At 69.1% G+C, this 24,716-nt stretch carries 19 protein-coding genes; 8 read left to right on the top strand and 11 right to left on the bottom strand.

Going from position 1 to position 24,716, the window contains the following annotated elements:
• Positions 1 to 142 precede the first annotated feature (142 nt).
• The 9 genes from MSPGM_RS14220 to MSPGM_RS14180 all read right to left on the bottom strand — a co-directional run bounded on the left by MSPGM_RS14220 (position 143) and on the right by MSPGM_RS14180 (position 12,055).
• Complete coding sequence (locus tag MSPGM_RS14220; RefSeq protein ID WP_012753166.1) at positions 143 to 2,011, bottom strand: response regulator; 1,869 nt, start codon at positions 2,009 to 2,011, stop codon at positions 143 to 145.
• Entirely contained in the window at positions 2,008 to 3,741 is a 1,734-nt protein-coding gene (locus tag MSPGM_RS14215; RefSeq protein WP_261925683.1) for a response regulator, read from the bottom strand. Before MSPGM_RS14215 ends, MSPGM_RS14220 begins: the two co-directional genes overlap by 4 nt.
• Positions 3,738 to 4,823 carry a chemotaxis-specific protein-glutamate methyltransferase CheB gene (gene cheB / locus MSPGM_RS14210; protein WP_043766272.1) on the bottom strand — a complete coding sequence of 362 codons (1,086 nt, stop codon included), beginning with the start codon at positions 4,821 to 4,823 and terminating at the stop codon, positions 3,738 to 3,740. The genes MSPGM_RS14215 and cheB overlap by 4 nt, the downstream gene beginning before the upstream one ends.
• Entirely contained in the window at positions 4,820 to 7,066 is a 2,247-nt protein-coding gene (locus tag MSPGM_RS14205; protein WP_012753163.1) for a response regulator, read from the bottom strand. Before MSPGM_RS14205 ends, cheB begins: the two co-directional genes overlap by 4 nt.
• Before the next feature lie 24 nt (positions 7,067 to 7,090).
• Positions 7,091 to 8,839 (bottom strand): methyl-accepting chemotaxis protein, encoded by a 1,749-nt coding sequence (locus tag MSPGM_RS14200; RefSeq protein WP_003600244.1) that lies wholly within the window; start codon positions 8,837 to 8,839, stop codon positions 7,091 to 7,093.
• A gap of 80 nt (positions 8,840 to 8,919) precedes the next feature.
• Positions 8,920 to 9,477 (bottom strand): chemotaxis protein CheW, encoded by a 558-nt coding sequence (locus MSPGM_RS14195; protein WP_003600245.1) that lies wholly within the window; start codon positions 9,475 to 9,477, stop codon positions 8,920 to 8,922.
• The gene (locus tag MSPGM_RS14190; RefSeq protein ID WP_003600247.1) at positions 9,474 to 10,916 is read right to left on the bottom strand and encodes a CheR family methyltransferase; all 1,443 of its coding nucleotides are present in this window, start codon (positions 10,914 to 10,916) and stop codon (positions 9,474 to 9,476) included. The genes MSPGM_RS14195 and MSPGM_RS14190 overlap by 4 nt, the downstream gene beginning before the upstream one ends.
• A gap of 11 nt (positions 10,917 to 10,927) precedes the next feature.
• Entirely contained in the window at positions 10,928 to 11,428 is a 501-nt protein-coding gene (locus tag MSPGM_RS14185) for a chemotaxis protein CheW (RefSeq protein ID WP_003600249.1), read from the bottom strand.
• 138 nt (positions 11,429 to 11,566) lie between these two features.
• The gene (locus MSPGM_RS14180) at positions 11,567 to 12,055 is read right to left on the bottom strand and encodes a MucR family transcriptional regulator (protein WP_003600250.1); all 489 of its coding nucleotides are present in this window, start codon (positions 12,053 to 12,055) and stop codon (positions 11,567 to 11,569) included.
• A 580-nt stretch (positions 12,056 to 12,635) separates the two neighbouring features.
• Between MSPGM_RS14180 and MSPGM_RS14175 the strand changes: the two genes are divergently transcribed.
• The 8 genes from MSPGM_RS14175 (at position 12,636) to MSPGM_RS14140 (ending at position 22,787) form a co-directional block, all read left to right on the top strand.
• A complete protein-coding gene (locus MSPGM_RS14175; RefSeq protein ID WP_012753161.1) occupies positions 12,636 to 13,094 on the top strand; it encodes a hypothetical protein in 459 nt (152 codons plus the stop codon).
• Between the two features lie 71 nt (positions 13,095 to 13,165).
• A complete protein-coding gene (locus MSPGM_RS14170) occupies positions 13,166 to 14,896 on the top strand; it encodes an efflux RND transporter periplasmic adaptor subunit (protein WP_003600252.1) in 1,731 nt (576 codons plus the stop codon).
• Positions 14,897 to 15,009: 113 nt separating this feature from the next.
• The gene (locus MSPGM_RS14165) at positions 15,010 to 18,186 is read left to right on the top strand and encodes an efflux RND transporter permease subunit (RefSeq protein WP_043707234.1); all 3,177 of its coding nucleotides are present in this window, start codon (positions 15,010 to 15,012) and stop codon (positions 18,184 to 18,186) included.
• Positions 18,187 to 18,212: 26 nt separating this feature from the next.
• Entirely contained in the window at positions 18,213 to 18,590 is a 378-nt protein-coding gene (locus MSPGM_RS14160) for a hypothetical protein (RefSeq protein WP_003600255.1), read from the top strand.
• A 29-nt stretch (positions 18,591 to 18,619) separates the two neighbouring features.
• Positions 18,620 to 19,006, top strand: a complete 387-nt coding sequence (locus MSPGM_RS14155) for a DUF305 domain-containing protein (protein ID WP_003600256.1) — start codon at positions 18,620 to 18,622, stop codon at positions 19,004 to 19,006.
• Between the two features lie 839 nt (positions 19,007 to 19,845).
• Complete coding sequence (locus MSPGM_RS14150) at positions 19,846 to 20,157, top strand: hypothetical protein (protein ID WP_003600258.1); 312 nt, start codon at positions 19,846 to 19,848, stop codon at positions 20,155 to 20,157.
• A 296-nt stretch (positions 20,158 to 20,453) separates the two neighbouring features.
• A complete protein-coding gene (locus tag MSPGM_RS14145) occupies positions 20,454 to 21,209 on the top strand; it encodes a carbonic anhydrase (protein WP_261925682.1) in 756 nt (251 codons plus the stop codon).
• A gap of 9 nt (positions 21,210 to 21,218) precedes the next feature.
• The gene (locus tag MSPGM_RS14140) at positions 21,219 to 22,787 is read left to right on the top strand and encodes a SulP family inorganic anion transporter (protein ID WP_012753157.1); all 1,569 of its coding nucleotides are present in this window, start codon (positions 21,219 to 21,221) and stop codon (positions 22,785 to 22,787) included.
• 146 nt (positions 22,788 to 22,933) lie between these two features.
• On the opposite strand, the gene hflX is transcribed toward MSPGM_RS14140, so the two are convergent.
• Positions 22,934 to 24,349, bottom strand: coding sequence for a GTPase HflX (gene hflX / locus MSPGM_RS14135; RefSeq protein ID WP_003600263.1), 1,416 nt, complete (start codon positions 24,347 to 24,349; stop codon positions 22,934 to 22,936).
• Between the two features lie 97 nt (positions 24,350 to 24,446).
• The gene (gene hfq, locus MSPGM_RS14130; protein ID WP_003600267.1) at positions 24,447 to 24,701 is read right to left on the bottom strand and encodes an RNA chaperone Hfq; all 255 of its coding nucleotides are present in this window, start codon (positions 24,699 to 24,701) and stop codon (positions 24,447 to 24,449) included.
• Positions 24,702 to 24,716: the final 15 nt, after the last annotated feature.

Genomic DNA, 24,716 nt, shown 5'->3' with positions numbered 1-24,716 from the left:
TTTCGAGACGATTCTTTCCGCGCCCCGAAGCAGCGTGGCGCACAATCATCTTCCTGCGCGCGGATGCGGAGCGCAATCCATGCGCGCACGGGATCGGCGGATGTGGCGCCGATGTGTCAGGTGTCGCGGGCGGGAGACCCGATCAGGCGGTGGTGTCGAGGAGCTGCGAGACCCGCGCCGCGAGTTCGGCGGAGGCGAAGGGCTTCGTCATCACCGGCAGATCCTCGGGGATCTGCACGGCCTCCGCATGACCCGTCAGCAGAAGGACCGGCACGCCGGAGAAACGCTCGCGGATCGCGGCGGCGAGCTCGACCCCGGTCATGCCGGGCATGGCGAGGTCGGCCACCACGAGGTCGAAGCGCTCGCCCTTCTCCATTAAGTCCAACGCCGTGTGCCCGTCCGCGGCCTCGGTTTCGCTGTAGCCGAAATCGCTGAGGAAGGAGGCGGTGACGTGCCTCACCTCCTCGTCGTCGTCGACCACGAGGATGCGGGCCGGACTGGCCGCCGTCACCACCGCCGGGGTCGCCGGCTCTTCGATGCCCTGGGCGGCGCTCTCGGCGCGCGGGAGCGCGAGTTCGATCCGGGTGCCCTGGCCGACTTCGCTGGTGATGCGTAGCCGCCCGCCCGCCTGCTGGGCGAGGCCGAACACCATGGCGAGGCCGAGGCCGGTGCCCTGCCCGACCGCCTTGGTGGTGAAGAACGGCTCGCAGACCCGTTCCAGAATTTCCGGCGGGATGCCGGTGCCCTCGTCGGCGACCGAGACGACCGCGTAGGTGCCGGGCTTGAGATCGGGATCGTCGGAGATCTCGGCGCGGCGGGTCGAGATGGTGACGGTGCCGCCGTCCGGCATCGCGTCGCGGGCGTTGATGCAGAGGTTGAGCACCGCGAGTTCGAGCTGGTCGGGATCGACCAGGGCGAAAGGCATGTCGGGCTCGAGATCCCGCACGACGCTGACATGGCCGCCGAGGCTGGAGCCGAACAGCGCGCTCATCCCCTCGATCAGCGCGTTCGGGTCCACGGGCCGCGCGTGGGCGTCGTTGGAGCGGCTGAAGCTGAGGAGTCGCTTGGTCAGCGCCGAGCCGCGTTGCGCCGCACCGGTGGCGTTGTCCACGAGGCGCTTGACCCGGGGCTGGTCGGCGATCTTGGGGCCGACGAGTTCGAGGCTGCCGAGGATCGCGGTGAGCAGGTTGTTGAAGTCGTGGGCGATGCCGCCGGCCAGCGTGCCGAGCGCCTGCATCTTGTCGGATTGGCGCAGCCGCGCCTCCAGGCTCTTCTGCTCGGTCACGTCCCGCTCGATCGTGGCGAGATGCGTGACCTCGCCGGCCCCGCCGCGGATCGGTACCCGGATGACGTGCGACCAGCGCTCGGCCCCGAGCGCGCCGCGGGCGATCACCGTCGAGCCCGCTTCCCCGGCCGCGACCGCACGGCGGTCGGCGGCCTCCGCCTCGTGGGCCTGTGGCGTATCGGCGATCTCGACTTCGGTGCGGCCGAGGCAGGCCTCGACCGTGCCGCCGACGAGGCTCGCCTTGCGCGCGTTCAGGCGCACGAAGCGGCCCGACGCGTCCTTGAAGGAGATCGCCTCCTCGGCGTGATCCAGGAGGCCGCGCAGCAGGGCCCGCTCGGTGGCGAGATCGCGGCCGAGGCGGTGGCGCTCATAGGCGTTGCGCACCGTGGCGCGCAGCAGCGTCGGGTCCCAGGGCTTGGCGACGTAGCCGATGATGCCGCCGCGATTGAGCGCCGCGATCACCGCCGAGATGTCGGCGTAGCCGGTGAGAAGGATGGCCTGCGCCTCGTGGAAGCTGCGCGCCTCGGCCAGCAGCGCGTCGCCGGTCATGCCGGGCATGCGCTGGTCGGAGACGACGACCGCGATGTCCGGGTCGGCGCGGAGGATGTCGAGCGCCTCTTCGGGCTTGGCCGAGGTGAGCACCCGGTACTCGTCCTCGAACAGGTCCTCCAGAGCGATCAGGATGTCCGGCTCGTCATCGACGGCCAGAATCGTGCCTTTGCTCATACCGGTGCCGGTTGCCTCGGAATTCCGATGACGAAGCTCGCGCCGCCGCCCGGCGCCGTCTCGACGATCAGCGAGCCGCTATGCGCCTGAACGACGCTGTAGGCAATCGCCAAGCCGAGCCCGGTGCCCGATCCGACCGGCTTCGTCGTGAAGAAAGGCTCAAAGATCTTTTCGCGTAATTCTTCGGGAATACCGGGACCGGTGTCGCTGATGCGGATCATATCGGTCTCGGCATCCGAATAGGTCGCCACCGTGATGGTCCCGTCGCCGTGGATTGCATCCGCTGCATTGCCGAGGATGTTCATGACGACCTGATTCAACAGGGCGGGCGTGCAGGAAATCTCGGCCCGTCCCGAGAAGTCGCGGGTCACCGTGATTCGGGTGCCGAGCTTATGCTGGATCAGGGCCAGCACCGTTTCGATCGCTTCAGGCACGTTAACGAGCCCGCGCTCGCCCTCGTCGAGCCGCGAGAACTTCCGCAGATTGAGAACGAGATCCTGGATTCGGGTCAGGCCCAGGCGCATCGAGCCGACCCGGTCGCGCGCCTTCATCAGCGCCCGCTGTCCCTCCGGTGCGTCGGGCGGCGGCAAATCACCGAGCAGGCGTTCCACCGTGCCCTGGTGGGCGAGGATGAAGGCGAGCGGGTTGTTGATCTCGTGGGCGATGCCGGCGACCAGCTCGCCGAGCGAGGCCATCTTGGCCGCCTGAACCAGCTTGGCCTGCGCCTCCGTCAGCTTGCGGTTGGCGTCCTCCAGATCGCGGTTGGCTTGTCCGAGGGCGTCGGCAAGGGCGGCGCGGGCGGCGGCCGCCTCGGCCTCGGCGCGGGCGCGTTCCACCGCCCGCTCGCGGTCGCCGAACTCGCCGGAGATGCGGCGGTTGTCCTCTTCGAGCAGGCGGCGGCGGACGAGGCCGCGCACGCGCATCGCCAGGACCTCGCCGTCGGCCTTCGAGACCACGTCGTCGGCGCCCGCGGCGAAGGCGGCGACCAGAAGGCTCTTGTCCGGCTTGTCGCCGGCCATGCCGACGAGGGGGAAGGCGTTGCCGCCGCCCTCCGGCGCCTTCATGCGGCGCTCGGCGATCTCGGTGCAGAGCGCGATGCCGTCATAGGCGCTGCCGACGAGGTCGAGGGTCACGCAGTCGAACTCGGCGCCGGGCTCGTCGAGGGCGGCGAGCGCCCCCGAGCGGTCGGCCGCGGCGACGACGGTGTGGCCTTCCTGGGTCAGCAGGCCGGTGAAGAAGGCGCGGTAGGTGGCGCTGCCATCGACGATCAGCACCCGGCCGCGGCGGAACGCAGCGCCGGACGGCCCCTCCGTCGCGGAGCTCTTGCGCTCGCGCAGGAGGGCGCGGATGCGCAGCACCAGCAGGTCGCGATCGGCCGACTTCTCGACATAGGCGTCGGCGCCGCTTTCGAAGCCGTGGCGCTCGCCATTGCGGGCGCTGGTGAGCATCACCACCGGCAGCGCCCGCGTGCGCAGCGACAGTCGCATCTGCCGCGTGAACTCGTCGCCGTTCATGCCGGGAAGGTGGTGGTCGGCGACGACGAGATCGGGAAGGTCGGTGTTGAGCAGGTCGAGGGCGGCCTCGGCCGTGGCGCAGCGCTGCACCGAAAAACCCTGGCCTTCGAGCTGAAGCTGCAATTCGAGCGCCTGGGTCTCCGAATCCTCGACCAGAAGCAGGCGGTGGCCGGGCGGGGCGGACGACGCGCCGGAGGGCGATGCGCTCGCGGTCATGCTGGCTTCCTCTGCGCGAGCCGCACGAGATGGGGCGCCACTTGATCGACGGGGAGCACGCGGGACGCCGCGTTGAGGCGCACCGCCGCCGCGGGCATGCCGTAGACGACGGCGCTGCTCTCGTGCTCGGCCACCGTGGCGGCGCCGGCCTTGCGCATGTCGAGAAGGCCCTGCGCCCCGTCCTCGCCCATGCCGGTAAGGAGAACGCCGATGCCCTGCGCGCCGGCCTGCCGGGCGACGGAGCGGAACAGCACGGTCGCGGCCGGGCGCTGGCCGCCGACGGGGGCGCCGTCGCTTACCCGCAGCGTGCCGTTCGTTCCGAGTTCGAGATGACGGTCGCCGGGGGCGACATAGACATGGCCGGCCTGCATCGTCTGACCGTCCCGCGCCACCCCGACGGCGAGCGGCACGACGCCGTCGAGCCAGCTCGCAAAGCCGTCCATGAAAGCGGCGCCCATGTGCTGAACCAGCAGGATCGGGAGCGGGAAATCCGCCGACAGGCCGCCGATCACCTTGGCGAGCGCCGGCGGGCCGCCGGTCGAGGCAGCCACGGCCAGTACGTTCGGTGCGGCCTCCGACTCCAAGGGGACGCCCAGTTCGGGCATGGGAGCGGTCTTGCGCGCGTTCCACTCTGCCCCGATCGGACGGCGGCGGATGACCGGGACCGCGGCCATGATGCGCAACTGCGTACAGATCTGGCCTGCGACCGCCTCGTAGCCGTCATTGGTCGTAGCCACCGGCTTCTCGACCACCGAGAGCGCGCCGGCCCGAAGTGCGTTCATCGAGATCTTGAGCGAGGAATCCTCGACCGAATCGGCGATCACCACGATCGGCGTCGGCCGGCTCGCCATGATCCGTCGGGTCGTCTCCAGCCCGTCGATGCCGGGCAGGCGGATATCCATGGAGATGACGTCCGGGCGCACGGTCTCGATCGCCGCGAGCGCCGCCTCGCCGGATTCCACCGCGCCGGCCAGTTCCAGCCGCGGATCACGGGCGATGATGTGGGTGAGGAGAATTCGCACCACGAGCGAATCTTCGACAACCAGCACGCGCACGCGCGGATTCGCAGCCCCTCTGTTCACAGCAACTGACCGATGGTGTCCAAAAGTTCGCGCTGATCGAATTTCTGCTTGGTGAGGTAGGCGTCGGCGCCGAGTTCCAATCCCCGGGCGACGTCTTCCTCGTCGCCGCGCGACGTCATCAGCACGATGGGCAGACGCGCGAAGTCTTCCTCGGCCCGCAAAGCCTCGACGAGGCCGAAACCGGTGAGGCGCGGCATCTCGACGTCGGCGACCACGAGATCGACCGGCTCGATGCGCGCGCGCAGACGGTCGAGCGCCTCCTGCCCGTCGACGCAGACGATCACGCGGTAGCCCGCCGCTTCCAAGATGCTCTTCTCCAAAGTGCGGGTGGTGATCGAGTCGTCCACGACAAGAATCGTCGAACGTCGCGTTTCCGGGATCGTTCCGCTGCCGTCCCCAAGTCCTTTGGACGGGGACCGGGCGGCGCGCGGGCCGGCGCGGCCGAGTCGGTCGATGAGTCCGTCGGGATCGAGGACGAGGGCGGGCGTATCGGTGCCGAGGATCACCGTGCCGGTGACGAGGGCGGGATCGCTGCCGATCGGCGGCGCGGGCAGGACGAGGAGCGTGCGCACCTCCTCCAGGCGATCCACCGCGAGAAGGCAGCGCCCCCGCGTGCCGCGCAGACGCACGATCGGGATCGTCGCGCCCTCCGGACGGGCGATGCCGAGGCCGAGCAGATCGCCGAGTTCGGCGAGCGGCAGCGTCAGGGTCTCGCCGCCCTCCCCCGCCACCTGCGCCACCGGCCGGCCCGCCACCGTGGACAGGGCCGAGGCATCGAGCCGCGAGAGCGCCTCCGCGGCACCGCTCGGCAGGGCGAAGCGCGTACCGCCGGCGGTGACGATCAGGACCGGCCGCCGCGCGGCCGAGAGCGGCAAGGTGAGGATCAGCGACGTGCCGTGCGGATGACGGCGGACGAGCTGCACCTGTCCGTGCAGGGAGCGGGCGACCTCGGCCACGACCGACAGGCCCATGCCGCGGCCCGACAGGGCATCGACCGCCCCGGCGGTGGAGAAGCCCGGCTCGAACGGCAGCGCGAGCAGCATATCCGGATCGAGCCTTTCGCCCGGCGCGATCAACCCGCGGGCGCGACCCGTCGCTTCGATCGCCGCGAGGTCGGGCCCGCGGCCATCGTCGTGAATGCCGAGGACGAGCCGGCCGCCCTGTGCCTCGACGGTGAGCCCGATCGACAGGGAGGCGGGCTTGCCCTGGCGCTGCCGGCTCTCCGGACTCTCCGCCCCGTGGCTCAGCGCGTTGCGCAGGGCGTGCAGCACCGGATCCTTGAGCGCCTGAAGCATCGCCCGGTCAACCGGTAGGTCGAGCCCGCGCGTCGTGACCTCGACGTCCTGTCCGTCGGAGCGGGCCATGTCGCGCACCGCGCGGGCGAGGCCGCCGAACACCGTCTCAGCCGGCACCAGCGCGAGGCGCTCGGTTTCCTCGCGCAGGCGGCGCGCGGCGGTCTCGACGGACAGGATGACGGTCTTGTGCCCTTGCGCGAGGTCGGAGGCTTCGCGCGACAAGGCGGCCAGTCCGGTCTCGATCTCGGCGAGCGCCCGGCGCAAAGCCGCAACCTCCGTTTCGTCGGCCCCGCCGGGGACGGTATCCGGAACACGGCGGGCGGCCTCCGTGCGGCGGCGCAGGGCGCCCGCATTCGCCGAGAGCCGCGTGATGCGCTCGGCGACGGCCCCCTGGCCCGGCAACGCGGCCCAGAGCCCGTAGCTCGCCCGCGTCAGGGCTTCGACGGCCGAGGCGGGGACGCGAAGAACGGCCTGCGAAGGCTCGGCGGCCGGCTCGGGTGCGGCAGCCGGAGCGGCTGGTGATGCGGCGGCCGGTGTGATTGGCGGCGAATCCGGCTCGGGCCGAGCCGGCTCCGAAGCGGCGGCCTCAGGGTCGAGGCAGGCATTCAGCGCGGCCAGCGCATCCTCAGGCATGCTCGCCTGCCCTGTCGCCGTTGCGGCAACGTAGGCCTCGATCCGGTCCAGGGCGAGATGGGTCGCGGCCCGTGCCGCCCGGTCGAGCGGGCGCTGTCCGGCGCTGATGCGCTCGAACAGAGCTTCGAGCTGGTGCGAGACCGCCTCCACGGGAGGCAGGTCGACGGCGCGGGCGGCGCCCTTCAGGCTGTGGGCGCGACGAAACACGTCGTGCCAATCGACCGGCCCCTCCGCCGCGAGGGCGGCGCGGATCGCGTCGAGATGCTCGCGGTGCTCGATCTCGAAGGCGGCGAGAAGCTGCTGGCGGATGTCCATGCGGCGGGACGCTCGGCCGAACCGCTAAAGCCGGTAGCGCTCGGCCAGAGCCATCAGCCCCTGTGCCAGCTCGGTCAGGTTAGCCGAGGCGGTTTCGACCTCGCGGGTGCCGGCGGCCGTCTGCTGGCTCGCCTGCCGGATGTTCTGCAACGCTCCCATCACCTGCTCGATGCCGAGCTGCTGCTGGTTGGTCGAGGCCACGATCTGCTGGAAGGTCTGCACGCCCTCCTCCACCCGCGCCGCCATCTCCTCGATGGTGCGGACGGTCGAATCGGTGCGATTCTTACCGGCGGCGGCACGCTTGACCGCCTCCTCGGTGAGCATGACCGAGGCGTTGATGCCGCGCTGGATCTCCCCGAGGATGCCGCGCACCTGCGCGGTCGCGCCCTTCGCTTGGTCGGCCAGCAGCTTCATCTCGGAGGCGACGATGGCGAAGCTGCGCCCGCTTTCGCCCGCTGCCGCCGCCTCGATGGCGGCGTTGAGGGCGAGCAGGTGGGTGCGCTCGGAGATGTCGTTCACCGTGACGATGATCTCGCCGATGGCCTGCGTCTTCTCGCTGAGGGCGACGATGTTGCCGGCGACCGCCTCACCCTGCTCTCGGATCGAATCCATCGCCTTGGCGGTGTCGGTGGCGGCGCGCAGGCCCGAACGCGCGGTCTGCGCCGCGGCCTGGGCGGTGGCGATAACTTCGGTGGCGCGCTTCGAGATCTGCGCGCCCGAATGGGTGATCTCGTCCACGGTCGCCGCGGTCTCCTGGACGGCGGCGAACTGCTCCTCGACGCTGGCCGCCTGCTCCTGGGCGGAGGCGCGGATTTCGGCCGCCGCGGCGTTGAGGTCGGCGGTGGCGGCGCGGTTGGTCCGGGCAAGGTCGGACAATCCGGCCACCATCCGGTTCAAGGTGTCGCCGAGCCGCCCGATCTCGTCGTTGCCGGAGCGGTTCAGGCGCCCCGTGAGGTCGCCGTCACCGATCTGCGCGACGAAGCGCATCACGTCCTCCAGCGGGCGGACCACCGCGCGGCTGATCAGAACCGTCACCAGGATGGAGAGCAGGATCGAGGCGGCAACCGTGATCGCAACGGAGATCACGCTGTTGCGATAGATGTCGCTGACGCTGCGCTGGCCGGCACTGATGACGCCGTCGAGAGCGGTGCGGGCGTTGGAGATGCTGCGCAGCAAGCCGTCATGCAGCCGGTTGACGTCCTCGTTTCTCGCCTCGACCGTGGCGATGTCGCGGGCATCTACGGCGCGGAGCTGCTGCTCGCTGGCGTTGCGGACTTGGCGGAACGCCTCGCTCGTCTCGGTGAAGACGGCTCCGAGGCGGCTCCAGGCCACGACGCGATCCGCGGAGAGCGCGGCGGATTGGTACTCCTTCACCTCGCCGGTGATGGTGTTGAGGAGCCGTTCCAGCTCCGCCACATTCTGGCGCCAGCTTCCCAGGAAATCGTCCGAGCGGCCCGAGGTCGGCGCGGTGTTTCCCTGCGCCTGCGTCAGAACGGCGATCACGGCGTTGCGGCGCACCAGACCCATATTGCGCGCGACGTTGCCGAGGTCGTCGAGCTGGCGCAGCACGCCGACGTCGCGCGTCACGATGAGGTCGGTCATGTCGCGCACGCTGCCGATCTGGCGCAGCGCGTAGGCCCCCAGAAGCGCCACGATCAGGCTCGCCGCCACGAAGCCGAGGAGGATGCGTTTTCCGATCGAGATCGACACGGGCGACATGACTCCGGCAGGCGGCGCGGGGAGAGGGTTCGGGTTCTCGGGGCCGCCCCCCATCGCGGGCGGCTCCAAGCTTGTGTTTTGACGCGCGCCCCACCGAAGCTGCGTCCGGTTCGGCGTAGGAGCGCTCGCGACGATCAGGTCGTGAAGCGGGCGAGCAGGGCCGGGATATCGATGAGGGAGAAGTCCTCGGGGATTCCGCCCGTCCTGTCCGAGCCGGGCGGTGCATAGCCCGAAAGCGGCCCGCGTCCCAGACTTTCCGACTCCGTCGTCGGGCGGGTCAGCGTGGTTTCGATCTGCGCGATGCCGAGGACGCGATCGACGGCGAGCGCGACCGGCGGCTCCTGCGCCCGCAGGCGCACCACATGTCCGCCTTCTTCCGTCTCCGCGCGGTCGAGCCCGAGGCAGGCCGCGAGGTCGAGGACACTGACGATCACCCCCGACACCGCGGTGATGCCTCGGAGCGCCGGCGGTGCACCCGGCAAAGCCGTGCAGGGCCGCTCGGGCGTGACGCCCGCGACCGCGGTGAGCGGCAGGCCGTAGCGCTCCGCCCCGCAGGCGCAGACGAGATAGGGCGCGGTCTCGATCGTCCGCTCCTGCCCTACCGTTCGGGCAGCGAGCGCGGCGGCGCGGGCATCGAGCAACGCGGCGGCGCGCGCTTCGGCATCCGCCCCGGCGGTCACGCCGATCTTCATGCGTCTCGGCCCGTGATTCCGGCCAGGGCACGGCGTGCGCTCTCGGCCAAGCGTGCGGCGCTCACTCCGTCTCCCTCCGGCAGGATCGTTTCGGGCGGCAGTCCTTGCGCGAGGCGCAGGGCGTTGTCGAGGGCGCGGGCGGCCTCGCCCCGGCGTCCGACGCGGGCGAGCAGCAATCCGAGCTGAAAATGGGCCATGACGAAGCCGCGGTCGAGAAACAGTGCCCCCCGCAGGGCCCGCTCGGCCTCTCGCTCCCGCCCGAGATCGAGGGCGAGCAGACCTTCGTAGTAGCGCAGGGGCGAATCGGTGGCGTAGCCGTCGATTTCTTCGTGCAATCGGCGCCAGGCCCGCGCGGTCTCGCCCGCATCGGCCAGCACGCGGATCTCGGCCAGGAGATCGCCCGGCGACAGCGGATGCGCGATCGCGGCCGGCGCCGGGATCGGTATCGGCAGGGCGGGCGCAGCGGCGGGAGCGGGCTCCGGCGCGACCAGGATCGGCGCCAGATCCGGAAGCGCGGGCACGAGGACAGGCGGCGGCGGGGGCACCGGCGTGTCGATCGGGCGGTAGGCGACCGTTCCCGGTAGGGCCACGGGCTGCAGCCATTGCGAGAAGGTTGGATTGGGCTCGGCATGCCCAATCAGGAGCCAGCCCTGCGGGTTGAGCCGCTCGCCGAGCGCCCGCACGATACGGGTGACATGGTCGGTGCTGAAATAGATCAGGACGTTGCGGCACAGGATCAGGTCGAAGCCCCCCTGTGTCCGGTCGCTCCCGTCGATCAGGGTCAGGAGGTTCTGCCGCTCGAAGCGAACCATGCGGCGAAACGCCGGCCGCAAAGCGTAGCCGCCATGCGGCAAGCCCGGTCGGGCGGGGGTACGGCGAAACCAGCGTGCGCGCTCCTCGGTGTCCAAGGTGCGGAGGGCCCAGGGGCCGAACTCCGCCTCGCGCGCGACGGCGAGCGCCCCGGCGCTGAGATCGGTGCCGAGGATCGTCACGGACCAGTCGGCAAGGGCTTCGCCGAGAAGGTCGTGCACGAGGATGGCGAGGGAGTACGGCTCGGCCCCCGTGGAGCAGCCGGCACTCCAGATCCGCAGACGTCGGATCTCGCTGCGCGCCTCGATCAATTCTGGAAGAATCGTCTTGCGCAGGGCCGCGAATTGCTCGGCGTAGCGAAAGAAGAAGGTCTCGCCGATGGTGATCTCGGCCTCGAGTGCGGCCCATTCTTCCCGGCCGGCCGCGCCGTCGAGCAGGGATGAGTAGGCGGCGCAGTCGGCGACCCCACGACTGCGCATCCGCTTGCGCAGACGGTCGTAGAGCAGGTCGTCCTTGTCTTCGTAATAATTGTGCCCGGTCCGGGCGATCACCCGATCCTTCAGAGCCGGAAATCCGGGATCCACCGTCGCGCTCGCGACGCGTCGGGACCGCTCGACGGGCGCCGTCACGACCTTTGTCCTCAGACGGCTCGCGCCCCCTCGGGCTCGAACCGGGCAAGCCGTGTCGTCGCCTGCCGGGTCAGCGCGTCGAGACGGGTCCGCTCTTCGAGGGTCAGGATGCGGTCGAGGGCGAGGAGGTGCACGAGTTTGTCGCCCATCGCGAATTCGCCGACGACGCAGCCGTTGAGGCTGCGGGCGGATTCGACCGGCCGCAGGGACTCGTCCTCGAGCTGAACGAGGTCGAGCGCCCGATCGACGAGAAAGGCGATGCCGCCGCCGCGGGCCAGCAAGACGTGCCGGTAGGGATCACGACCGCCGCCCACGTCGCGAAGCGCGAACAGGGCGGCGAGATCGATCACGGGCACCGGTTCGCCGGCCAGATTGAGAAAGCCCGCGAGCGGACCGCCCGCGGCCGGCGGCGTGTGCAGGCGCGGCACCGGGAGGATCTCGCGGATCTCGGCCTGCGGCAACGCACAGGTCGTCCCGGCGATGTCGAGCAGTAGGGTGGGCAAACGCGCCATCGCATGTCCTTGAGGCGGTTCGCCGCGGTAGCGGACGACGGGACCGCTTGTTACCTCGATCATGCGGTTGACGCTCGCCGAACGCAAAGGTTTCACGAACGACCGGTCCGGCCGTTCGTTCCTGCGGCGAGCGTCGTATCAGGCGACCTTCTGGCGCGAACGCGACTTCGTCGCCGGCTCGGGCGCGGGGGCCTCTTCCTCGATTCGACCACCCGGCCGGCCGAGACCGATCGACTTCGCGAGGGCGGAGCGCTGCGCGGCATAGTTCGGCGCGACCATCGGATAGTCGTTCGGCAGGCCGTAGCGCTGGCGATACGAGTACGGATCGAGGCCGTGGGTGCCGAGATGGCGCTTCAGCGTCTTGTACGGCTTGCCGTCGATGAAGCTGATGATCGCATCCGGCGTCACCGACTTGCGGACCTGCCCGGAGGACGGCTTCTCGATCACTTCCTCGGCGGGAGCGGCCACGGCCTCAGGGCTGCTGAGGGTCGTCAGCGCCGTATGCACGCTGATGATCAGGCCCGGAAGCTCGGAAGCGGGGACTGAGTTGTTCGACACATAAGACGAGACGATGTCGCTCGCCAGTTCGACGAAATCGTTGAACGATTTCTGGTTTTCTTCTGTCATTCTGCTTGTCCGTTCCGTAGGCCCCCGGGCGCCAAAATCATACGTGATGCGCACCGATGCAAGAGAAGAATTCAAAAAACTACGCCAGGCTTGTGGGTATTAAGGACGGCACACTCAAGTCCAGCGTTGCCATTGAAGCGTAGAACGTTAAATGGAAGGCGGGCTCGCACGGTCCCGTGGTGTGTCATAGCTCAACTTTTCCGGCCCCGACCCGGAGCGTTACGGCAGCCGGAACGTCCTATAAGCGACGGACGGAACGAGAGTTTCGTCGCGACGTCCGCACTACGCGCAACGGAGCGGAAGGACGATGCCGCACCGCACTCGCACCCCAAGCCAACCCGCGAGACGGTGGACGGGAAACGGGTGACGCGTCGGCGCCTTAAGCACTCATATTCTTTGCTATACAACCTATGCGAGACGATCCGTCGCGCCGTCATCAAGCCTCGATTTGTATCGCGAAGTCCATTGAAGTCAGCGGTTTCAGGCGGGGGATGCCGTTCTTGTGAACATGGCGGTCGCTGCTCTCTTCGCTCGCCGGCCTCTGTTGACGGCGGCGCGTCCATGCTACGGGTCAAGCACAATGAAGTCCGCTCGTCCCATAGCGCTCTGGCTGGCGGCGGTGATCGTCATGATCGCCGCGGCGCTGATGCCGTCCGGCGCCCGCGCGCACAGTGCCCATGGGCAAGACGTGCGTGAGCAAGGCGTGCGTGAGCAAGGCGTGCATGAGCACGTCGCTCGGGCGCCGGACCTCGCGATGGCCGGATCGGACCTTTGGCTCGCCGCTCCGGCGTCGATCGTTCGAGCGGACGCGATACCGGTAATCGAGCAATCCCGGATGGCCTGCGCCTGCCCGGCTTGCGCGGCGGGCGGTGTTTGTGGCCATGCGCCGTCGTCCTGCTGCGCCACCGGGCTCGCCCCGTCACCGGTTCCGGATCTTCCGCCGGCCGGCGCGCAGGCCTGTGCCCCTGCGCGCGACGGACCGCGTCTGTCGGGCATCGTGCCCGAGGCGCAGATCGAACCCCCCCGAACCCTCGCCTGACGCCCGATCCCCATCCGGTACGCTCCGTGCCGGGTGATGTCGTTGCTCATCCGGCGAAGGTTTCGTTCCCCATGACCATCCGTCTCGCGGCGGCGCTTCGGGCGCTGGCTGTCTCGCTCGTGCTCGCCGCCGCATCGGCAGCGGGCAGTGTCGCCCTGGCCCATGAGGGTCACAGCCACGGCGTCGAGGCGCCGGCCCTCCCCGCACAGACCACGCCGCGGGCCGAAGCGGCCTCGGCCAGCTTCGAACTCGTGGCGGTGGCGTCCGGCGACCGGATACGATTCTACCTCGATCGCTTCACCAGCAACGAGCCGGTGAACGGCGCCGAGATCACAATCGAAACGCCGGACGGCCCGGCCGAAACGCGGGCCGTCGGCGACGGCGTCTACGAGATCGCGGCCCCGTGGCTCGCCCGCGGTCAGCGATACGATCTGCTGGCCACCGTGACCGCCGACGGTACGATGGATGTGCTGGCCCTCGACCTGCAGCTGCCCGAGTTGGCGGCGGCAGCGATGCCGGTCCAGGCCGAGGCGTCGGCGTGGCTCGCCAATCTCCGCCGTCATCTCACCCACCAGGGTCCGATCGGTGCGGCCGCGGGCGGATTCCTGCTCGGGCTCGCCGTCATCATGCTGGTGCGCTCGCGCCGGGCCCTCCCCGCCTTCGCGGTTCTCGCCCTGACCCTGACGCTGCTCCTCGGCACCGCCGCCCTCGCCCATGAGGGACATGATCACCAGAAAAATGGTCCCGGCGAAGGGGAGGCCGCTTCGGTCCAGGGCGTGGCCCTTACCGCGCCCACGGCCGTGTCCGTCGAGCGCGCCCGGCGCCTGCCGGGCGGCGCGGTGTTCGTCCCGAAATCGACGCAGCGCCTGCTCGCTTTGCGCACCGGCCTCACCGGCATCGCCGACCATCGCCGCACCGTTGAATTGCCGGGGCGCGTCATCGCCGATCCGAATGCCAGCGGCGTCGTGCAATCGTCGGTCGGCGGCCGCCTCGCCCCCCCGCCCGGCGGCTTCCCGAATCTCGGCACGCGGGTCCGCAAGGGTGAGGTGCTCGCCACCGTCACGCCGCCGGTCCAGGCGGTCGATCTCTCCGACATGCGCCAGACCCAAGGCGATCTCGACCAGCAGATCGCCATCACCGGCCGCAAGGTTGCCCGCTACGAGCGCCTCGCCACGACCGGCGCGGTGGCGCAGACGGCACTGGAGGACGCCCGCGCCGAGCTCACCGGCTTGAAGGACCGCCGCGCCGCCCTCGACACGATTCGCCGCGCGCCCGAAGAGCTGATCGCGCCGGTGGACGGCGTGGTCGCCGAGCGGGCGGCGGTGGCCGGTCAGATGGCGGCGGCGGGCACGATGGTGTTCCGCATCGTCGATCCGGACAAGCTCTACGTTGAGGCGCTGAGCTTCGTCGGCCTGGAGCCCGGCGCCGCCGCGACCGCACGGCTGCCCGACGGGCGCACGCTGGCGCTGGCATCCCGCGGCGCCGGCCTCGCCGACCGCAACCAAGCGGTGCCGGTGCAGTTCGCGATCACCGGAAACGCTGAGGGTGTCCGGCTTGGTCAGTTCGTGACCGTGATGGCGCCGACTGGCGAGACCATCGGCGGATTGGCCGTGCCCCGGGCGGGTATCGTCCGCACCGAGAGCGGCGCGGTGGTCTACGAGCACGTCTCCGCCGAGCGGTTCGAGCCGCGGCCCGTGCGGGTCGAGCCGCTGGATGCCGAGCAGGTGATCGTGGCCGGCGGCCTCGGCGCCGGCCGGCGCGTCGTGGTGCAGGGCGCCGAACTGCTCGATCAGGTCCGCTAGAGCATCGTCCCGGATACAGAATTCGGGACGATGCTCTAGCCTGTTGTTTTGCATCAACTTTTTCCGAAAGCCGGCAACCACCTTTCGGGATGATGCTCTGGGGACGCCTCGCCATGTTCGCCCTTCTCGTCCGCGGCGCCCTGCTCAACCGGGTGCTGGTCCTGGCGCTCTGTCTCGGCCTGGTGCTGGCCGGCGGCCTCGCGCTCACGCGCCTGCCCGTCGATGTGCTGCCCGATCTCAACCGCCCCACCGTCACGGTGATGACGGAGGCCGAGGGCTACGCCCCGCCGGAGGTGGAGCAGCTCGTCACCTATCCCATCGAGACGCGGATGAACGGCCTGCCCGGCGTCACCCGTGTCCGCTCGGTGTCGAGTGCTGGGCTCTCCATCGTCACCGTCGAATTCGGCTGGGACACCGACCTCTACCGCGACCGCCAGTTCGTGGCCGAACGCCTCGCCCTGGTGCGCTCTGAGCTGCCGACGGGTGTCGTCCCACAGATGGGCCCGGTCGCCTCGATCATGGGCGGCATCCTGCTCGTTGCCGTCACGAGTGAGACATCGGACCCGATGCAGGTCCGCGAGACGGCCGACTTCATCCTGCGCCCGCGCCTGCTGTCGATTCCCGGCGTCGCACAAGTGATCCCCATCGGCGGCGAGGTGCGCCAGTTCCGCGTCAGCCCCAATCCGGCGGCGATGCGGGCGCTCGGCGTCAGCAACGAGGCCCTCGTCACCGCTTTGTCCGGCTTCGGCACCAATGCCGGCGGCGGCTTTGCCGACGCCAACGCCCGCGAGATTCTGATCCGCAATATCGGCCGCACCCTGAGCCTGGAGGACCTACGCAACCTCGTGATCCCGACCGGCCCGCAGGGTGCGACTGCGGCGGCCGACCTGCCTGGCACCGGCAACCCGGCGATCGAGGGTCGCGTCTATCTGCGCCAGATCGCCGAAGTCGCGTTCGCGGCCCGGCCCAAGCGCGGCGATGGCGGTTATCGCGGCGAGCCGGCGGTGATTCTCTCGGTCGAGAAGCAGCCCGGCATCGATACCGTGCGCCTGACGCGTGACGTCGAGGCGGCGCTGAAGGAGGTCGCCTCTACCCTGCCGAAAGGCATGGATGCTCAGAAGATCCTGTTCCGGCAAGCGGACTTCATCGAGACCTCGCTCGCCAATGTCGAGCGGGTGCTAATGGAGGCGGTCGCGGTGGTGGCCGTGGTGCTGTTCGCCTTCCTGATGAACGCGCGCACGACGCTGATCTCGCTCACCGCGATCCCGGTTTCGATCCTGGCCACGGCCCTGGTATTCTGGGCGCTCGGCTTCTCGATCAACACCATGACGCTCGGCGGACTCGCCATCGCCATCGGCGAACTGGTCGACGACGCGGTGGTCGATGTCGAGAACATCTTCCGCCGGCTGCGCGAGAACCGGGCCGAGGGCTCGCCCCGCAGCGTGTTCGACGTGGTGGTGGCCGCCTCCAGCGAGGTGCGTTCCGGCATTGTCTATGCCACCGCGATCATCGTGCTGGTCTTCGTGCCGCTGTTCGCGCTGTCCGGCATCGAGGGCCGGCTCTTCGCCCCGCTCGGCCAAGCCTATATCGTCGCGATACTGGCGAGCCTGCTCGTCTCCGTCACGCTGACGCCGGTCCTCGCCTCCTGGCTGCTGCCGGGCATGAAGAGCCTGACCGAGCGCGAACCGCTCCTGGTGCGGCGGCTCAAGGCCGGCAACGCGGCGCTGCTCAAGGTCGCGCTGGCTCATCCGCGGGTGCTGATGACCAGCATCGCCCTCTGCGTCGTCGCGGCGGGCATCGCCGCGGCGTATCTGCCGCGCGCCTTCCTGCCGACCTTCAACGAGGGTTCGCTCACCATCAACGCCACCTTCCGCCCCGGCATCTCACTCGCCGAGAGCAGCCGCGTCGGCGCCATCGCCGAACGGTTGGTGCTGGACGTGCCGGAAGTCGCCACCGTCGGGCGCCGCACCGGCCGCGCCGAACTCGACGAGCACGCGGAAGGCGTCCACTCCTCCGATCTCGAAGTGCGGCTGAAGGCCGGCCGCCCCCGCGAGACGGTGATCGCCGAGATCCGCGAGCGGCTCGCGGTTCTGCCGGTGACGGTCAATGTCGGCCAGCCGATCTCGCATCGGCTCGACCATATGCTCTCGGGCGTGCGCGCCGAGATCGCTCTGAAGCTGTTCGGCGACGACCTCGACAGCCTGCGCACCGCGGCCGAGGACGTCCGCGAGCGGATTGCAGCGTCGGTGCCCGGCGTCACCGATCTTCAGGTCGAGCGGCAGGTGCGCATCCCGCAACTCGACATCCGGGTCGATTACGGCCGCGCCGCGCTCTACGGCGTCTCGCCCTCGACTGTGGTCGAGACCATCGCCCGGCTCGCCAACGGCCGCACGCTCTCGACCATCGCCGACGGGCCGCGCCGCTTCGATGTCACCCTGCGCCTGCCCGAGGCCCGGCGCAGCCCGCAGGCGCTAGGCGACCTCCTGATCGAGACGCCGTCGGGCTGGGTGCCGGCCCGCGAGATCGCCGACATCCGCGAGACCGACGGCCCGAACCAGATCCTGCGCGAGAACGGGCGGCGGCGCATCGTGGTGCAGGCCAATTCCGACGGCCGCACCGATATGGCGGCCATCATCGCCGGCATCTGCCGCGTGCTGGACGAGACGCGCCTGCCCGAGGGCGTGAGCGCCCGGCTGGAGGGCAGCTACGAGGCGCAGGGCGAGGCCGCGCGCACCATCGGCGGACTCAGCCTCGTGTCGCTCGCCCTCGTCTTCGCCCTGCTGCACGGGCGCTACCGCTCCGTGCCGCTAGCCCTCATCGTCATGGGCAACGTGCCGCTCGCGCTGATCGGCAGCGTGCTCGCCCTGTGGATCGCCGACCTGCCGCTCTCGGTCGCCTCGATGATCGGCTTCGTCACGCTCACCGGCATCGTCGCCCGCAACGGCATCCTCAAGATCAGCCACATGCTGAACCTCGCCCGCGACGAAGGCCTGGCCCTCGGCCCCGCCCTCGTGACCCGGGCGAGCCTGGAGCGGATGACGCCGGTGCTGATGACGGCTTTATCGGCCGGCATCGCCCTGGTGCCGCTGCTGATCGACGGGACGGCACCGGGCAAGGAGATCCTGCACCCCGTCGCCGTGACGATCTTCGGCGGCCTGATGAGCGCGACCCTGCTCGACGCCGTCCTCACCCCCGTCCTCGTCCTGATGTTCGGGCGGGGCGCCTTCGCTCGGCTTCATGCTCCGGCCGGAGCCGACGCGCTGCACGCACCCGTCCGTGAAGCCTTTTGAACCAACCGCATTCAAGGAGACGATCGATGAACCGCGCGATGTCCTGCGCCGTGCTGGCGCTGACCCTTCTGGCCGCACCCGCGAGCGCTCAGCGCGACCATGACCATCCGGCTGGGCCCCATGGCGGCCGGGTCGAGGATGCGGGCCCGTGGCACGCCGAACTCGTGACGCGAGCCGAGACGGTCTCGGTCTACCTCACCGACGGCGACGGCAAGCCTCTGCCGGCCGAGGGGTTCAAGGCAGTTGCCATCCTCAAATCCAGCGCCAAGGCCGCCCGCATCTTGCTCAGCCCCGAGGGCAACCGGCTGGCCGGCAAGGCCGAGGCGGCCCTGGGGGACCGTCCCAGGGGCGCGGTGCGCATCACTGGACCGGGCGGCGTCACCGCCAGCGCCCGCTTCGACTGATTTTCGTCCGCGATCCAGGAGCCTTCTCGATGTCGAAAACAATCCCCGCGGTTCTGGTCGCCTGCATTTTTGCCGGCACGGCCCTCGCCCAGGACCCGCACCACCATCACGGGCAGGCTCAACCGGACCCGAAGGCCGCGGCGAAGGATAGTGCAGCGACCAAGGCGTTTCGCGATGCCGATGCCCGCATGCACCGCGAAATGGACATTCGCTACACCAACGACGTCGATCTCGATTTCGTGCGTGGGATGATCCCGCACCATCGCGGCGCGATCGAGATGGCGAAGATCGCCCTCGAACACTCGAAGGATCCCGAGATCCGCAAGCTCGCCGAAGACATCGTGAAGGCGCAGGATACGGAAATCGCGCAGATGGAAGCCTTCCTCAAGCGCAAGCAGGCCACCGATCACCGCTGAGACGCTGTTGCTGATCTCCTCCAGAGATCATGACGGTTCCACCGGTTGAACCGCTCGGCTTCGAAGCATGCCGCAGCGCTTCCCGCTCGATCGATGCCACGGCATCGACCGTGCGGGATGCTTCGAGGCCGAGCATTCGTGCGGGACCCTAATGTGGGGACCACCGAAAGCACTGAGTTATTGTGGCGCAACGATCGTTGGAGCGGGAGCGGTGCTTCGAGAAGCGGCACCAGTATGAAGACTGGGGAAGCACTCTTAATAAAAATTGACGAGTATTTGTCCGATTTGCAAGTGCCCCTCTTGCTTCAAGACACTTTGATCGACAGACGATCGATCAAGTGCGAGTGCTGATATTCTCCTCCGCCCTTTGGAAATGGTCCTCGCCGGCACGTCTGCTCTTTGCTGCTCACCGCCCTGCTCCAGTGGAAGGCAGGTTGCTCTAAGTCCGCCGTTCGAATCCGGCAGTTCAATGGCTGCTTGATCCGTTCGCGATGGAGGTCGCGGCCCTCGTCCAGGCGCTACGCCGTCTCACCGGCTCGCTGACCTTGATGATCGGCTGCCGCTCTTCTCGTCGATGAACGATCAGGGTCGTTCACCGAAGTGCAGTCCAGTTTAATCCTCATCAAACGCAATCAATTTTCATCCCTCAATCACGTCAAGTTTATCGGCGAAAGGTGCCGTTGCGCACCAAGCAAACGAGCTGCCAGGATTAAATTAAAAGTATATCGTCGTGATAAAACGCACTTTCCAAATATAATTCACGGAATTACTGTCTTATTGCGACACCTGAAGAAGACGAAAAAAGTTCGCCACTCAGGGATTACGAGAGGATGTTCGATATGAAGCGGATTGTGACACTCGGTCTCCTGGCGGCTGCGGCCGTTGCTTTGCCGCTCACGGCGCAGGCGCAGGACGGTGGAAACGGCAGCCGCCAGCAGGCCGGCGGCGGTTTCATGAGCAGCTACGTGGACGATCCCTACCACGACCCCCGTTCGCTCCACTCGCAGCGTGCGGGCTCGGGCCAGATCCTCGGCGCGCCGATGCTGAGCGAGAACGCCGGCGCCAAGGGTGGCGACATTCGCCCCGCCGCCCGTCTCGGCGCCGTGCAGACGCATTGGTCCGCCGGCACCGCGCCGCGCCGCGCGCGCTAACCAAGGCTTGTCCGCCGGCGGCGCTCGAACCGCGCTGCCGGCCACGTCCTCACCACCCGATATCCGGCCGCCCCGATTCGGGCCGCCCGAATCTCCCGGACGACACCGTACCGGCTCACACGTCGTCGCAGCCTTTGCGACAGCGCAGGCAGCCTTGTGCCTGCCGGAGGCGCCGGCATCACCGCGTCTCGCCCGATCAGACTTCGCGGATCGACAGGCGTGATGCGCGTGTCATCCGGCCAGCATCTCATGCGTCCCGGCGTGTCGGCTCACGCGTGGTGACAGCGAGGTTTGACGTGGACGGCATCATCCAAGGCCTGTCGAACTTGCGGGGAACGGTCTTTCCGGGTCAGCAGCAGATGTATCAGCGGCTGGTGCGCGACGGTCAGCAGCCTAAGGCGCTCATGATCGCCTGCGCCGATTCCCGCGTCTCGCCCGAGCACATCACGCAGTCCGGTCCGGGCGACCTGTTCGTATGCCGGAATGCCGGCAACATCGTCCCGCCCTTCTCGCAGCAGAACGGCGGCGTGTCCTCGGCGATCGAGTACGCGGTCGTCGCCCTCGGCGTGCTGGACATCGTGATCTGCGGTCATTCCGACTGCGGCGCCATGAAGGGGCTCATGAATCCCGAGGCGCTGGGCAACATGCCCAACGTGGCGGCGTGGCTGCGCCACAGCCATGCGGCGAAACAGATCGTCTGCGAGGCCTATCCCGGGGGCATGGACCCGAAGGAGCGCCACCGCGCCGTCGCCCTCGAGAACGTCGTGGTGCAACTCAACCATCTGCGCACCCACCCGAGCGTGGCGACGGCTCTGGCCCGCGGCAAGCTGCGTCTGCACGGCTGGTTCTTCGAAATCGAGAGCGGCCAGGTGCTCGCCTATTGCGGCGAGCGCGGCCGCTTCATCCCCATCGACGAAGCCACGGGTGTCCCCGTCGCCCAGGCTTCGGCGTCGCGGATCGCCACACCGGAATTCGCCGGCCCCCATGCTGGTCCCCATGCCAGCCCCCAAGCCGGGCCCGAACCCATCCCCCACGCTATCGCAGCGGAGTAGATTTTTGCTATGCGCGCCTCCCTCGCCCGGCTGATGCCATCGACCATCGGCCGGGACCTTCCGGCCTCCTTCGTCGTCTTCCTCGTGGCGATGCCTCTCTGCATGGGCATCGCTATGGCCTCCGGTGTGCCCGCCGAGCGCGGGCTCATCACCGGCATCATCGGCGGTATCGTCGTCGGCTTCCTCGCCGGCTCGCCGCTTCAGGTCAGCGGCCCGGCCGCGGGCCTTGCCGTCATCGTCTTCGAGTTCGTGCGTGAGCACGGCATCGACGCGCTCGGGCCGGTCCTCGTCGCGGCGGGCGCCATCCAGCTTCTCGCCGGGGCGCTCCGGGTCGGCGGCTGGTTCAGGGCGATCTCGCCGGCGGTCGTGCACGGCATGCTCGCCGGCATCGGCATCCTGATCGTGCTGGCCCAGATCCACGTGCTGACCGACGCCCTGCCCAAGGCCAGCGGCCTCGACAACCTCGTCGCCATCCCCGCCGCGTTCTTCAACTTCGTCTCCGGTCCGGACGGCAACCGCCCCGGGGCCGTGATCGTCGGCCTTGCCACCATCGTTGCGATGATCGGCTGGGAGAAGATCCGGCCGGCTAAGCTCAAGCTGATTCCCGGTGCGCTCATGGGCGTGCTGGCCGGCACCGTCGTGGCCGTCGTCGGCAGCATGGACGTCAAGCGCGTCGAGGTGCCGGAGAACATCTTCTCCGCCGTGACCATGCCGGGAATGGGCGACTGGAGCCGCTTGGCCGAGCCGGCGATGATCCTGATGGCGGTCACCCTCGCGGTCATCGCCAGCGCGGAGAGCCTGCTCTCGGCAGCGGCGGTGGACCGGATGCATGACGGCCCGCGCACGCAGTACAACCGCGAACTCGGGGCGCAGGGCATCGGCAACATCCTCTGCGGCCTCGCGGGCGGCCTGCCGATGACCGGTGTGATTGTCCGGTCCTCGGCCAACGTCCAGGCGGGTGCGGCGACGCGCGCCTCCACCATCCTGCACGGGAGCTGGATCCTCGCCTTCCTGCTGGTCCTGCCGATGGTGCTGAAGGTCGTGCCGACCGCCTCCCTCGCCGGTATCCTCGTGGTGACGGGCTGGCGCCTCGTGAGCCCCGCCCACGCCTTCCACCTGCACGAGCGCTACGGCCTGCCCACCGCCGCGATCTGGCTCGCGACCATGGTGATGGTCGTCGCGACCGACCTGTTGACCGGTGTTCTCACGGGCCTTGCGCTCAGCCTCCTCCAGGTGATCCCGCACTACCTGCGTGGTCCGCTCAAGATCGAGGGCGGCGCGTCGCAGACGGTGCAAGGCGGAGCGCTTCAGGCGGTGCCGGAACTGCGGCTCTCGGGTTCGGCGACCTTCCTCCAACTGCCGCATCTCAATGCGGCGCTGGAGCGGACGCCGGAAGGCTCGCCGATCCGTCTCGCAGCACAGGATCTACGCCACGTCGATCACACCTGCCTGGAGATGATGCGGGAATGGGCGACGCGGCGGGCCAAGACCGGGTCGAGGGTCGAGGTCGTCGGCGGCGGCGCGAGCGGCCTGCATCACAGCCTCGCGATGGTCGCTCACGCCGCGCCGAAGGACTGACGGCAAGCACAAAGGCTTCGACCCGAACGCAGGGAACCGGCTTTCGGGTCGAAGATCTGGAACGAGAAAAGGCCGGTGCCGCCCATCGCGGTACCGGCCTTTTCGTTTTCTCTTCGCAGCGCTGCTACCCGCAAGCGGGCGAGGCCCTACGCGGCCGGCGAACTCTGCGGACCGCCGACGCGCTGGGCTGCCTCAAACCGGTTGAGGAAGCGGGGCTCCTTCTCCGGGGCGATGCGGATCGTCAGCGCGATCGCGCCGCCGGTCTCGGATTGGCGATCGAGGACCTCGGCGTTCTCGTAGAGCCAGTTGAGCGCGGCGCCGTCCTCGGGCGGAAGCGTCACGGCGAAGGTCGAGCGCGCCCGCGCCACTTGCCCCTCGATCCGCTCGGTAAGTTCCGGAAGACCTTCCCCCGTCAGCGCCGAGACGAGAATCGGCGCCGGCCCGGCCCCGCGATGCGCGGCACTGAGATTGAGCAGACGGGTGCGCTCGCCCTCGTCGAGGAGGTCGGCCTTGTTCCACACCTCGATGATCCGCTCCGCATCCGCCTCGATTCCGAGTTCGCGCAGCACGCCCTCGACATCGTCGGCCTGGGCCTGGGTGTCGCCATGCGAGACGTCGCGCACGTGGAGCAGGATGTCCGCCTCGATCACGTCTTCCAGCGTGGCGCGGAAGGCGGCGATCAGGGAGGTCGGCAGGTCGGAGATGAAGCCCACCGTGTCGGAGAGAATCACCGTCTCGCCGTGCGGCAGCTTGGTCGCCCGCGCAGTCGGGTCGAGGGTGGCGAACAGCATGTCCTGCGCCCGCACCTCGGCCTTGGTCAGGGCGTTGAACAGGGTCGACTTGCCGGCATTAGTGTAGCCGACCAGCGCCACGATCGGATACGGCACCCGCGCGCGGCTCTTGCGGTGAAGACCGCGGGTGCGGGTCACGGCTTCGAGGTCGCGCTCGATCCGGGTCATCCGCTCCTGGATCATCCGCCGATCGGCCTCGATCTGGGTCTCACCGGGGCCGCCGAGGAAGCCGAAGCCGCCGCGCTGCCGCTCCAAGTGGGTCCACGACCGCACGAGGCGGGACTTCTGATAGGCGAGATGGGCGTGCTCGACCTGAAGCGTGCCCTCGCGGGTCGAGGCGCGCCGGCCGAAGATCTCGAGGATCAGGCCGGTCCGGTCGATGACCTTGGCGCCCCAAGCCTTTTCGAGGTTGCGCTGCTGCACTGGCGAGAGCGCGCAATCCATCACCACGAGGCCGATCTCCTCGGCCTTGATGAGCCCGGCGATCTCCTCGACCCGGCCCTTGCCGAGATAGGTCGAGGGACGCGGGCGCTGGATATGCACCGAGATCGCCCGGGTGACGTCGAGCTCGATGGCGGCCGCCAATCCGACGGCTTCGTCGAGCCGCGCCTCGTCGGAGCGCACGGTCTCCGTCTGTCCGGGGGCGAGCCGCTGAGCGGCGCGTGTGAGATAGGGGCCGAGAACCAGCGTGCGGGTCGCGGCGGCAATCTCGCCCTCGGGGGCGGCCTTCGCCTGCAGGCGTGCTTCGCCGGGCGGAAGGATTTCAGTCATGGCGTCTCCGTGTCATCGTTCCCTTATGTCGGAACGATGACGCCATTTTACATCCGCTGGCTTCCGCAAATGACGGGAACCGGCCCGCTTCGCGCGTTCAGGCCTTTTCGGGCGCCGTTTCGTCGGGCTCGAACAGTTGCACCGGATGACCCGGCATGATCGTCGAGATTGCGTGCTTGTACACGAGCTGCGAGTGCCCGTCCCTGCGAAGCAGAACGCAGAAGTTGTCGAACCACGTCACGACACCTTGAAGCTTGACGCCATTGACGAGGAAGATCGTCAGCGGGATCTTGTTCTTGCGGACATGATTCAGGAACGTGTCCTGGAGGTTCTGAGCGCGCTCGCCCGCCATTTCTTTTTATCCTTA

Source organism: Methylorubrum sp. GM97, from assembly GCF_024347855.1.
GTDB lineage: Bacteria > Pseudomonadota > Alphaproteobacteria > Rhizobiales > Beijerinckiaceae > Methylobacterium > Methylobacterium extorquens.
This window is presented reverse-complemented; position numbering and strand designations above follow the sequence as displayed.